General features: G+C 62.1%; 12 protein-coding genes and 1 tRNA gene. 10 read left to right on the plus strand and 3 right to left on the minus strand.

Annotation, left to right across the window (positions count from 1 at the left end; translation table 11 throughout):
* Positions 1 to 116 precede the first annotated feature (116 nt).
* Together ACFFWD_RS25420 and ACFFWD_RS25425 are read right to left on the minus strand one after the other, a co-directional pair.
* Positions 117 to 1,358: an extracellular catalytic domain type 1 short-chain-length polyhydroxyalkanoate depolymerase gene (locus ACFFWD_RS25420; protein ID WP_376969740.1), complete on the minus strand. Its 1,242-nt coding sequence runs from the start codon at positions 1,356 to 1,358 to the stop codon at positions 117 to 119.
* Between the two features lie 4 nt (positions 1,359 to 1,362).
* Positions 1,363 to 1,782: a ribbon-helix-helix domain-containing protein gene (locus tag ACFFWD_RS25425; RefSeq protein ID WP_376969741.1), complete on the minus strand. Its 420-nt coding sequence runs from the start codon at positions 1,780 to 1,782 to the stop codon at positions 1,363 to 1,365.
* Positions 1,783 to 2,136: 354 nt separating this feature from the next.
* Between ACFFWD_RS25425 and ACFFWD_RS25430 the strand changes: the two genes are divergently transcribed.
* From ACFFWD_RS25430 to ACFFWD_RS25460, 7 genes are all read left to right on the plus strand, one after another.
* Positions 2,137 to 2,220, plus strand: a tRNA-Arg gene (locus tag ACFFWD_RS25430).
* Between the two features lie 255 nt (positions 2,221 to 2,475).
* Complete coding sequence (locus tag ACFFWD_RS25435) at positions 2,476 to 3,420, plus strand: dihydrodipicolinate synthase family protein (RefSeq protein WP_376969743.1); 945 nt, start codon at positions 2,476 to 2,478, stop codon at positions 3,418 to 3,420.
* A gap of 547 nt (positions 3,421 to 3,967) precedes the next feature.
* Positions 3,968 to 5,266, plus strand: coding sequence for an ABC transporter substrate-binding protein (locus ACFFWD_RS25440; protein WP_376969745.1), 1,299 nt, complete (start codon positions 3,968 to 3,970; stop codon positions 5,264 to 5,266).
* Between the two features lie 84 nt (positions 5,267 to 5,350).
* Complete coding sequence (locus tag ACFFWD_RS25445; RefSeq protein ID WP_376969747.1) at positions 5,351 to 6,061, plus strand: ABC transporter ATP-binding protein; 711 nt, start codon at positions 5,351 to 5,353, stop codon at positions 6,059 to 6,061.
* Entirely contained in the window at positions 6,058 to 6,795 is a 738-nt protein-coding gene (locus ACFFWD_RS25450) for an ABC transporter ATP-binding protein (protein WP_376969749.1), read from the plus strand. Before ACFFWD_RS25445 ends, ACFFWD_RS25450 begins: the two co-directional genes overlap by 4 nt.
* A gap of 1 nt (position 6,796) precedes the next feature.
* Positions 6,797 to 7,693, plus strand: coding sequence for a branched-chain amino acid ABC transporter permease (locus tag ACFFWD_RS25455; RefSeq protein ID WP_376969750.1), 897 nt, complete (start codon positions 6,797 to 6,799; stop codon positions 7,691 to 7,693).
* A 41-nt stretch (positions 7,694 to 7,734) separates the two neighbouring features.
* A complete protein-coding gene (locus tag ACFFWD_RS25460) occupies positions 7,735 to 8,688 on the plus strand; it encodes a branched-chain amino acid ABC transporter permease (RefSeq protein WP_376969752.1) in 954 nt (317 codons plus the stop codon).
* Positions 8,689 to 9,691: 1,003 nt separating this feature from the next.
* Here ACFFWD_RS25460 and ACFFWD_RS25465 read toward each other — a convergent pair.
* Positions 9,692 to 9,883 (minus strand): hypothetical protein, encoded by a 192-nt coding sequence (locus ACFFWD_RS25465; RefSeq protein ID WP_376969754.1) that lies wholly within the window; start codon positions 9,881 to 9,883, stop codon positions 9,692 to 9,694.
* Positions 9,884 to 9,926: 43 nt separating this feature from the next.
* Between ACFFWD_RS25465 and ACFFWD_RS25470 the strand changes: the two genes are divergently transcribed.
* The 3 genes from ACFFWD_RS25470 to ACFFWD_RS25480 all read left to right on the plus strand — a co-directional run bounded on the left by ACFFWD_RS25470 (position 9,927) and on the right by ACFFWD_RS25480 (position 11,039).
* Positions 9,927 to 10,316 carry a hypothetical protein gene (locus ACFFWD_RS25470; protein WP_376969756.1) on the plus strand — a complete coding sequence of 130 codons (390 nt, stop codon included), beginning with the start codon at positions 9,927 to 9,929 and terminating at the stop codon, positions 10,314 to 10,316.
* A gap of 193 nt (positions 10,317 to 10,509) precedes the next feature.
* Positions 10,510 to 10,746, plus strand: a complete 237-nt coding sequence (locus ACFFWD_RS25475; protein WP_376969758.1) for a hypothetical protein — start codon at positions 10,510 to 10,512, stop codon at positions 10,744 to 10,746.
* Between the two features lie 116 nt (positions 10,747 to 10,862).
* Positions 10,863 to 11,039 (plus strand): hypothetical protein, encoded by a 177-nt coding sequence (locus ACFFWD_RS25480; protein WP_376969759.1) that lies wholly within the window; start codon positions 10,863 to 10,865, stop codon positions 11,037 to 11,039.
* Positions 11,040 to 11,093: the final 54 nt, after the last annotated feature.

The raw sequence follows: 11,093 nt of genomic DNA on the forward strand, positions 1-11,093 counted from the left end.
CCAGCGGCTCGCCCAATGCCATCGCACAAAATCGCAGCCTAGCGCACAAAAGCGTAGTTTGGTGCCCAGGGAGGGAATCATCCGCAACCACCGACACGCCGACCCCCTGTTTGTCCTTAGCATGGTGGCGTGAGTGCTTGGCCGGTTGCAGGGCTAGAATGGCACGCGCCGTCCCCGGGCAATTTGCGCGCGAGGAAGAAACGCAGCATTTCCCTTGTCGCGTCTGGCCCTCGCGGATCGGTGTAGGAGCCGGCGGGACTGCCGCCCGACCAGGCGTGGCCGGCGCCATGAACGTTCCAGTGTTCGGAGATCACCCGGCCGCTCTGGTCGGTAACGATGGTGCGAGTGTAGGCGTGCCCGTCGGGCACCCGTCCGCGAAGCACCTTCGTTGCCGGACTCGTCGCCTTGGCGGACTGCTCGAGAATGCGGTCGCCGTTGTCGGGATGCACTGTGGTGTCGCGATCGCCATGGAAGACGATTGTCGGCAGAACCGATCCGACCTTCACAAGTGTTTCGGGCCCGCCCCCCTGCCGCATCGCCATGAATGCGGAGGGAAGGTCGCTGGCGGCGCCGCAGGCCAGGCCGGAATGGATGCCGACGGCTGCGTACAGGTCGCCGTACGTCGCTGCCATGATGGCAGCAGCGGCCCCACCCGCGGACAGGCCTGCCACGTAGACGCGTTTCGGATCGATCGCATGGTCCTGCATGATCTGGCGGGTGATGCCCGCGATCAGGGAAGGTTCGCCGCCGCCCCGCTGCTGGTCGCCCGTGCGAAACCAGTTCCAGCATTTCGCTTGGTTGGCTCCGCTGGGCTGCTCCGGATAGGCCACGAAACAATTCTGCTCTTCCGCCAGGAAATTCATCCTCGTGCCGGCCGCGAAATCGTCGGGCGACTGGGTGCAGCCGTGAAGCATGACAATCAGGGGAAGCGGCTTCCCCTGATAACGGCTTGGGATGAAGAGCTTATAGGTCCGGCTTCCCGCTGCGTTGCTGAAGGTACCTTCGATGAACCTTGTGCCCTTGGGCGCAATGTCCGACGTGGACGGCGGAGCGCGCCTGATCGGACCTGGCAGGCCGAGTCTGGAGAAGTCTTTCATGCTGTCGAACCGCGCGGGGCTTTTGAGTCGCGGAGGAGTGGAGGAAGCCCGCGGGGGCGGCCGGCTTTTTCTCTCCTCGACGACGTTGGCCTTCACGTCGATGGTCGGCGGCTCGAGCCTCTCGGGGGCAGCAGAAGTGGTGCCGGACAATCCTGGGGCGCTCTCGCCGCGGAGCATGCGCTGGAGGAGTGCGGTGGCCTCGACCAGCTGGCCGGCGCGAGTCAGGCGGGTGGCTTCGCGAACTATGTCATGATTGAGCATCTGATCACCTCGTTCTGTCGGCGAGAGCGGCCTTGACCGCGGGAGTGGCGTGAAGGGCCCCCAGTACCGAGATCGAGCTAATGGTGGCGCGCGCGAGATCGGGCGTGACGTCCTGGGCGATGGTCGCGAGCCCCAAAACGTTGATGTGCAGCATCTCGCCGGCGCGCCGTGCCGCTTCGAGGTCTTCCCGGCTGAAATGCCGCAGGCCGAGGTCCAGACTGTTCCGGGCCGTGGACTGCTTGACGACGTCTGCGTGACGTTCGAGCTGGTTGCGGATCGCCGTCCGGATGAAATCCGTCCGGTTCGAATAGAACCCTTCCTGCACCATCAGGTCGATCTGACCGAGGTCGACATAGCCAAGGTTGATCGTGATTTTCTCGGTGTCGGGGATCCTTGGGCGCAGCTCGCGTACATTGTTGGCCATAACGGCAATCCTCACCATCCAATAGGCTGGTAATTGGATGGTATATGGATGTTACACGACTGCTTTCAAGGGGCTGGCCAGAAAAGCCAGAAAGCCGTCAGAGCCGTTCAAGCGCGCGAGACACTTCGCTCGGTATCAGGCTGAACTTCTGGTTTGGCGTTGCCAGGCGAGATTGAGGTCGCGATCCCGTGCCGTGGAGGCGCGGCTAGTGGTGGCGGAATCGAACCCCGCGCGTGACCAGAATCGAATTCAAGAAAAGTGGCGACCGATCAAACGCTAATAAAAAGTGACGCGACCGATTAAAGAGCGGCCAAATTTGGATAGATCGACTAAAAACGGAAGGCTAGGGAATTGGCGGCTTGGTTTGCTGGCTCAGATCGCGGACCGTTGCCCTCCGAAGGCAAAGGTCACGATCTTCGAATCGTGTCGGGTGCGCCATTTCGGGTATAAATTGAGCTCGCCAAAACCCGCAGCAGCCCAAGAAGTCATCCTTGCCGCCGCGGAGCAGCTCAGGGCCGCTTGGAATAGCCTCGGCTTGGGCTAGTGTGCGATACGGCGGTGTAATTTTACCGTCATTCCGAGACGTACGTAGCGCCGGACCCGGAATCCAGATAAAAATTCGGTGCCTTTTCTGGATTCTGGGTTCGCCCGCTCTGCTCGCGCGCCGGAATGACGAGGGATAGGAGGCGAGCCATGCCCCGGCACGTGAACTATGTCCCGCACGGTGTCATCCCGGCAGTGCTGCTGCCATTTAATAACGATCTCGCCATCGACGAGGCGAGCTTCCGCAGGCACCTTCGAGACGTGGCCTCCGTCGAAGGCCTCTCGGCCATCACCGTCAACGCGCACTCGACCGAGGTCGGCTCCTGCAGTTTCGACGACCAGCGCCGCGTGCTCGACATCGCGCAGGACGAGATCGGGGCCGAGCTGCCGCTGATCAACGGCATCTGGGCCGACGGCAGCCTCGAGGCGGCGCGCATGGCGACGCAAGGCGGCGCCTCCGCGCTCTTGGTGTTTCCGCCTGCGCCGTTCACCCTCGGCCAGTCGCCGCAGATGGCGCTCGCGCATTTCAAGCGCATCGCCGAGGCGACCGACCTGCCGCTGATAGTGTTCCAGTATCCGCTCGCGACCGGCCAAGGCTATCCGAAGGACACGCTGCTGAAGCTGTGCGAGGAGGTGCCGACCGTCCGCGCCATCAAGGACTGGATCGGCAACGTGCCGCATCACGAGTGGCACGTGCGCACGCTGCAGAATCTGCCGCGACCGGTGAATGTGCTCACCACGCACAGCGCCTGGCTGTTCTCCTCGCTGGTGCTCGGCTGCAATGGATTGCTGTCAGGTTCCGGCAGCGTGATCGCCGATTTGCAGGCGCGCCTGTTCCGCGCGGTGCAGGGCAACGACCTCGCCGAGGCCAAGCGGCTCAACGACCGCATCGAGCCGCTGATGCGGGTGTTCTACGCCGATCCCTCCGTCGACATGCACAACCGCATGAAAGAAGCGCTGGTGCTGCTTGGCAAATTGCCGCGCGCAGTGGTGCGCCCGCCCCTGGTGAAGATCGAGCGCTTGGAGATCATGCGCATTCGTCAGGGGCTGATTGAGGCCGGTTTGCTCGACAAGAACGCGCGCGATGCGGCCTAACCTCTCTCCGTCATCCTGATTGCCGCGCGGCACTGAGCTGCGAGCGAAGCGAGCCTCGAACGATGAACGGCCTGGGCCGTCGCCCTTCGAGGGCCGCGCTGCGTGCCCGTTGCTGGCGGCGGCGTCGCGGCGAAGGGCGGTGACATTCAAGGGCGGGCCCGTTCCGGGCAAATCACGCGCGGCAGCATCCGCTGCCGGTGGTGCGAGCGGTGTCCGCTCATTTCGCGAGCAACATATTCGACCATGTGAGTACGTCTGCATCAACGTATGTGGGTTGAAACTCGCCCCGGGAACGCGTTTGCTAATGTTTGCCAAAAAGAGCAGATTGCTCAGCAAGAGCCCGCCAAGGGCCGCAGAGGGAGGATGGTCGGTGCTGGCTCATGCCGCTTTATGCGCGCGTGGATTTCAAGGTCCGGAGCTTTGCATTGCACCGCACATCCGGATGACGGCATCGCCCGACCGACTGCACACTTGGCTCTTCCGCATTGCCGCTCGCGCAACAGCGCGGCTGTACCGACCTGATCGGAACGCAGGGGAGGAACGCATTATGACGGAGCAGTGGAAAGGCGAAGAGTGGACGCAGGACATCTGGTATCGCGGCAAGGTCACGCGTCGTCGCGTCGTCGGTTGGGGCGGCGGGGCGATCGGCGCGATGATGCTGATGCCGACGCCCTGGCGCGCCGCCTTCGGCGCCGTCAAGCCGTATAAGATCGGCTCTGAGCAGCCCTTGTCCGGCGCCGGCGCCGCCGGCGGCAAGACCGCGCTGGTCGGCCTACAGATGGGGGTCGACCGCATCAACCTCATGGGCGGCATCATGGGCCGGCCGATCGAGCTGGTGATTGCGGACGACGAGTCCAAGCCTGACGTTGCCCGCCGCAAGACGCAGAAGATGGTGGAAGAGGACGATATCGACGTCCATGTCGGCGGCTTCCTTTCCAATATCTGTCTTGCCTGCATGCCGGTCTGGGAAGAAGCCAAGATCGTCAACATGATCAGCGTGTGCCTCGACACCACGCTCACCACCTCCAAGTGTAACCGCTACAGCTTCCGCGTCCACGACTACGCGCCGGCGCAGGCGGTGGCCTTCGGCCCGATGCTCGCCAAGATGAGCAAAAAGTGGCACATCGCCTATGCCGACTATTCGTGGGGCCAGTCGACGCGCGACGCTTACGCGGCCGAGATCAAGAAGAACGGCGGCGAGGTCGTCGGCACGACCGGCATCCCGCTTGGTACTGCCGACATGACGCCGTTCCTGTCGAAGATTTCCGGCAACTTTGACGGATTGTTCGGCATCTTCTTCGGCAAGGACGGCGTGACCGTCGGCAACCAGGCCTATGATCTCGGCCTCACCAAGAAGTACAAATGGGCCGGTGACGGCGCTATCTGCGAATCCGTCAATCTGCCGGCGCTAGGCAACAAGATCGACGGCTTCGTCGCCATCAACCGCTACATCCCGATCTTCCAGGGCGAGCTCGATACGCCCTACCACCACCGCTTCTTCGACGAGGCCAAGAAGCGGCTGGCCAAGATCGATTCGTCCGGCCCGCTGCCCGACCGCTACGTGCAGTCGAACTACGAGGCCATGAACGCGCTCAAGCTCGGCATGGAGATGTCGAAGTTCGAGACGCGCAAGGACACGATGAAGCTGATCGAGGCGTTGGAAGGGCTCGAGATGAAACTCAGCGACGACTTCCCGCAGGGGGACAAGACGCTGCGCGAGGCCGATCACCAGGCCTTCCTCAACGAGTTCCTCTACACCGTCAAAGGCAGTCAGTTCCACCTGCTCGAAATGGTTCCGAAGGACAAGACCATCGCTCCTCCGGCCTGCAAATTCTCCGCTGCGTAAGTGAGCCTGGAGGCGATCAACGACGGGCGCTCGCCGGCGAATGGCCGGGTAGCCGCGTCGGCTTCTGTACTCAAGACCGAACTATTGACCGTCCGATTCGGCGGGCTAGCCGCGCTTTCCATGGTGAATTTCGAGGTTAAGCGCGACGAGGTGTGCGCCATCATCGGTCCGAACGGGGCCGGCAAGAGCACCTTCTTCAATTGCTTGACCGGCGTGCTCAAGCCCACCTCCGGCCGCATCCTGTTCAACGGCGAGGACATCACCGCGCTGCCCTCCAACGCCATCTCGCGGAAGGGCATCGCGCGCTCCTATCAGATCACCAACGTCATGCCAAACGCCACGGCGCTGGAAAATGTGCGCATCGCAGCGCAGTCGCGCCGGCATGGCTGGAACATGATCTCGCATCACTCCGCCTTCCCCGACATCAACGAGAAGGCGGAGGCTGCGCTTCAATTGGTGGGCTTGCTCGAGAAGGCGGATCAGCTTGCCGCCAATCTGTCGCACGGCGAACAGCGCAACCTGGAGATCGGCATTGCGCTTGCGACCGAGCCGACCTTGTTGTGTCTCGACGAGCCCACCGCCGGCATGAGCGCAGCGGAGACGCATGACACCGTGCAGCTCATTCGCCGCATCGCCAACAATTTGACGATCCTGATTGTCGAGCACGACATGCAGGTGGTGATGGAGCTGTGCCATCGCATCACCGTGCTGCACTACGGCGAAATCCTCGCCGACGGCACGCCGGAGGAGATCCGGCGCAATCCCAAGGTGCAGGAGGTCTATCTCAAGACATGACCGAGACCGCGCCCCGCACCGAACCGATCGTCCTGGTCGAGGACGTGCACACCTATTATGGCAAGAGCCACATCCTGCACGGCGTCACGCTGCACGTGCAGCCGGGCGAAGTGGTAGGCCTGCTCGGCCGCAACGGCGTCGGCAAGTCGACCACGCTCAAGACCATCATGGGCCTGGTGCAGCCGAGCCGCGGCAGCGTGCGGCTCGACGGCAATGCCATCACCGGCTTGCCCACGCACAAGCTTGCCCGCCTCGGCATCGGCTATGTGCCGGAGGACCGGCGCATCTTCGGTCTGCTCACGGTGATGGAGAACCTGCGCACCGGGCTCGACCGCAAGGGCGTCACCGAAGAGCGCAAGGCGGCGCTGCTCGACAAGGTGTTCACCTACTTCCCCGTGCTGGCCGAGCGAAGCAACCAGGCCGGCGGCACGCTTTCGGGCGGCGAGCAGCAGATGCTGGCGATCGCACGCGCCATGATGCTGGAGCCCAAGATCATCCTGCTCGACGAGCCGACCGAAGGGCTGATGCCGCGTATGGTGTCGCAAATCCGCCAGATCATCGACGTGCTGCATCGGGAGGGCGTCGCCATCCTGCTGGTCGAGCAGAACGTGCCGCTGACGCTCGAGGCAAGCGAGCGCGTCTACATCATGGAGAAGGGCCTCGTGTGCCACCATTGCGCGGCGTCCGAGATCAACGTCGACGATCCGGTCGTCAAGCAGTATCTGGGGGTCTAGGATGGACGCGGTCGCGCATTTCTTTCAGAACATTCCACTCGACTTGCTGATCATCCAGACGGTGAACGGCGTGGTCACCGGCATGATCCTGGCGCTGGTCGCCTCGGGTCTGACACTCATCTTTGGCATCCTGGACGTGGTCAACTTCGCGCATGGCGAATTGTTCATGCTCGGCGCCTATGTCGGCGTGCTGGTCTTGACCGCGACGGGGAGCTTCTGGATGGCGCTCGTGCTGTCTGCCTTGATCGTCGCACTCCTCGGCGCGGCCATCCAGATCATCACCTTGCGTCCGCTAGTCGGGCGCGATCCACTCAACACGATTCTCACAACCTTTGGCATATCGCTGATCCTGCAGAACTACGCGCTGTGGCAATTCGGCCCGGTGGCGCGCAAGATCGGCGAGCCGATCACCAGCCACTTCAACCTGTTCTATCTCACCTATCCCTGGTACCGCATTCTGATCGCGCTATTGTCGGCGGCGATCATCGGCGGCTTCTGGCTGTTCCTCAAATACGGCAAATTCGGCGTCTGGATCCGCGCCACCATGCAGGACCGCGTGATGGCGGAGGCCATGGGCATCCCGGTTCCGATGGTGCACACCTCGGTGTTCGCGATCGGCGCGGCGATGGCGGCCGCGAGCGGCGTGCTATTTGCTCCGCTGGTCGGCGTCAACCACACCATGGGCCTCGACTGGGTGCTCAAGGCCTTCATCGTCGTGGTGGTAGGCGGCATGGGCAATCTCGGTGGCTCGATCGCGGCGGCGATCCTCATCAGCCTGCTGGAAGCCTATGCCGCGATCTGGGTCGATCCCTCGCAAGCGGTGATCGTCTCCTTCGTAGTGCTGATCTTCACACTTTTGTTCCGGCCAACCGGCCTCTTCGTTCCGACGCCCAAATGACAACCGCCCCGCTTAGCAAATTGATGCCGCTCAAAACGAAATTGAGCCACACCGCCGTTTTCTGGATCGGCTTCTCCGTGGTCATGGCGCTGCTGATTATCGCGCCGTTGGTGCTGCCCGAATATTGGCGGCGCTTCCTCACCGAAATCCTGATCTGGGGCCTGCTTGCTATGTCGTCCGATATCCTCATCGGCTATACCGGCATGGTCTCCTTCGGGCATTCGGCCTTCTTCGGACTCGGCATGTATGGCGCGGCAGCGGCGCTCTTGATCGTCAGCCCGCCCAATCTGTGGTTCGCCATTCTGTTTGGGCTCGGCGGGGCGGCGGGCGCGGCGCTGTTCGTTGCCTATTTCTCCACGCGCCTGCGCGACATCTACTTCGCCATCACCACGCTGATCTTCTCGCAGATCTTCTATGTGATAATCTTCACCTGGACCGAGGTGACCGGCGGCGAGAACGGGCTGATCTTCTCGCGCCCGCATTTCACGATCCCGTTCCTCTATGACACGCGTTTCTCGACCGCGACGCTGCACTGGTTCGTGCTGGCGGTGGTCGCCGGCTCTTATGTGCTTTTGCGCCGCATTATGCAGTCGCCCTTCGGCATGGTGCTGCAGTCGATCCGCGAGAACGAGGCGCGCACGCGCGCGATCGGCTATCCGGTCGAGCGCTACAAGATCGTGGCGGTGATGCTGTCCGGCCTGTTCGCTGGGCTTGCCGGCGTGCTCTACGCCGTGCAGAACCAGTTCGCCGCGGCGGAGTTCGTGTTCTTCACCACCTCGGGCGACACCGTCATCTTCAACGTCATGGGCGGCATCGGCACGCTGGTCGGCCCCATCATCGGCGCCGGTTTCTTTCAACTCATTCGCGAGCTGCTGTCGCGCATTTTCGGCGATCAGTTTCCCTATCTCATCCCGCTCGGCGTGATCTTCATCGTGATGATCATCTTCCTGCCGCAGGGTTTGCTCGGCTTTGCCCGGCGTTGGCTGAATCGCTAGCGTGATCGTGCCCGTGGCCGCTAGGATCGTCGTGCGATGGTCGTTGTGAATCTACCGACGCCCGAGGGCCGGGCGCCAGTAGGGCTTGCCGAGCGGGAGCCACCGGCTGCGAGCCGTTCTGGTGTCGAGCGTCGTATCCCGGACTACTCATCCCCCGAATCGATCGTCGTGGCGAGGGTGGCGGCCGGCTAATAAAAAGCCTCCCTGGTAGCCTCAAGCAGGACATTTGATCGCTTGCGCGAATTAGCCGATCAGGCAAGATTTCATCGCGGCGGAACCTTGAAAGGTGGGGATAACCGCTGGGCCTCAAAGCACCCAAACCAGGTACATTTGCGTGCTAGAATTGCCACCCCAAATGGGTGAGCCGATGGCCGATTTCGACCGCCGCTTGGGCCTCCAGCCCGATCTCGAGCGGAACCGGGATTCATCCGAGTGCCAGCTCGGGTCAGGAGCCGCGCGCGGCTCCCGGCCAGTGATTCAGGCGATGACGCCGCTCCCTCCGAATAAACCTTCGTATATCCCCAGTTCCGCCCAGCCTATGTTAAAGGTTCCTCCCGTGATTCTCCGGGTGGCGTATGAAAAAGGGCGACGTGACGTGTTCGGATTGCGGGGCCGGTTTTAGGCGCCTCGAACTGTCATCGGGGCAAGCTACACAAGGCGAATATCGCTGCCCCGCGTGCGGTCTCGTCTTGGAGGTTTTTGACGGTACCAAGCTGGTTGCTTATCGTCTCACGATCCAGCCTTCCATCAGAGCCTTAAAGGCGTAGCGGGACCGCCTGCCTTGCTCTGAAATTCAGACGGCCCCTGCCGGCCACATCAATCGTCCTGCCCCATAGGCAGCGGCCATAGCCAGCCAACGAAACACAAGCAAACCTATTTGAAGGTGTTGTGACAAAGGCGCCTCAGTTGGCGGCCTCTTTCGTACTCGGTCAACCTGCTATCTCGCCTTTTGGATATTGAGCGGACGTTCAGCTAGGATTCCCGAACGGTCAGTTTCAGGCGATCACTGCTTGAGTACGTATCCGGTCAAGTCAATCTTGCGATGCGCGAGCAATTGCGCGTCAATATCCTCGACGCTGCTCGCGTGAGCCGTTAGCAAATCCCACGCGCGCTGATGACCTTTGCCGTGCAATTCGGCGGCTGTAGCTTCGTCTATATCCGCGAGTAGTTCTACGACCATGTCGAAGTCGTTCAATCCGCAATGCGCCGCAAGATCACCGCCTCGATCATGAAACGAGATGCAGCGCGGCGCCGGTGGCAGCCTACAAGAACTGTTCGATGCCAATCCGCAAGCCTTTAAGTGCATCAACCGCGATGTGCTCGCGCTGGTGCAGACGCTCGACATCGTCGCGCAATTGCTGCACGATACGAAATTGGCGAAGCGCTCGGCATTCCCGAAAATGTGGTGCGGACGCTGGAAAATTACGGCGCCGCGCCGCTGGCGGCCAGCGCGAGAGCGAACGTCGCCAGAGGGGAGCGGCCCCGGCGCTGGGGGCCTTGGGGGCATTGTGAACACCGGAGCCGCCTGCTGGCTGCCGAGGACACCGCGGACCCCGGAGGAGCCGTCGGCGGCGGACGCTGTCCCAGCAAGCAAACGCCGGCACTCGCTTCAAATGAAAGTTCTATGACGCCCTGGCGTGCGTACTGAGCGCGTCGCGCTGATCATCCTTGATTGCGGGTCGTCCCAGTGCGCACGTCTGTGTCCTAATTCCCACACTGCGACAGAAAACGCGTCTGCGCGTCGCCTTTCGAACAGACAAATCAAATCCGTTCCGTTCAACCTGCTCTTACCGGAATCAGTCATCGGCTGGGGAGGCGAAAATGGATCGTTCCCTGATAACTGACCTGCCGCGCGACAAATATGTCGCGCGGTGCAAGCAACGAGCCCTCGCTTATCTCGACCGCGACGATCTTAAAAACGCGGTCGCCTCGTTTGTCAGCAGTATGAGCGCCCGTCCCGATTGCAAATTGCCGCACCACTTGGCAGCGCTTGGCGTTTTGCTGCTGATCGGCAACGATGCGCTCGGCTGGAGGACGCTGATCGAAGAATTCAGGTGATGATCACCGAGAGCTTTTGGCCTCACGCCGGCGCGTGCGTTGCAGCTGGTCACCGCGGTAAAGCCGTCCTCGAGTAGCACCAGGCATCACAATTCGGGCAGACAGGGGGAATCATCATGGCGATCGTCTTCGGGGGTTTTCGACTCGGCTTGGTGTTGGCAGGTGCGGTCACCATGTTGATGTGGCCTCACGCGAGCGCCGCCTATACGCCGCAGCAGCGGCAGGCCTGCGCACCCGATGCGATGCGACTCACGACTGCGGGTAGCCTGACGGGCGGCAGATATCTCCTTTAGCAGTCTGCTGAAAAACCCAGAAATTGAAGCATTGCTGTGTGTTTGGGCAGGTGG

It is taken from the genome of Bradyrhizobium erythrophlei, assembly GCF_042430365.1.
Lineage (GTDB): Bacteria > Pseudomonadota > Alphaproteobacteria > Rhizobiales > Xanthobacteraceae > Bradyrhizobium > Bradyrhizobium erythrophlei.

Excerpts from the sequence above, each read along its gene's own strand:
- ACFFWD_RS25440 (WP_376969745.1), top strand. The coding sequence starts at position 3,968 with ATGACGGAGCAGTGGAAAGGCGAAGAGTGGACGCAGGACATCTGGTAT.
- ACFFWD_RS25470 (WP_376969756.1), top strand. The coding sequence starts at position 9,927 with ATGCAGCGCGGCGCCGGTGGCAGCCTACAAGAACTGTTCGATGCCAAT.
- ACFFWD_RS25450 (WP_376969749.1), top strand. The coding sequence starts at position 6,058 with ATGACCGAGACCGCGCCCCGCACCGAACCGATCGTCCTGGTCGAGGAC.
- ACFFWD_RS25475 (WP_376969758.1), top strand. The coding sequence starts at position 10,510 with ATGGATCGTTCCCTGATAACTGACCTGCCGCGCGACAAATATGTCGCG.
- ACFFWD_RS25435 (WP_376969743.1), top strand. The coding sequence starts at position 2,476 with ATGCCCCGGCACGTGAACTATGTCCCGCACGGTGTCATCCCGGCAGTG.
- ACFFWD_RS25455 (WP_376969750.1), top strand. The coding sequence starts at position 6,797 with ATGGACGCGGTCGCGCATTTCTTTCAGAACATTCCACTCGACTTGCTG.
- ACFFWD_RS25420 (WP_376969740.1), bottom strand. The coding sequence starts at position 1,358 with ATGCTCAATCATGACATAGTTCGCGAAGCCACCCGCCTGACTCGCGCC.
- ACFFWD_RS25480 (WP_376969759.1), top strand. The coding sequence starts at position 10,863 with ATGGCGATCGTCTTCGGGGGTTTTCGACTCGGCTTGGTGTTGGCAGGT.
- ACFFWD_RS25425 (WP_376969741.1), bottom strand. The coding sequence starts at position 1,782 with ATGGCCAACAATGTACGCGAGCTGCGCCCAAGGATCCCCGACACCGAG.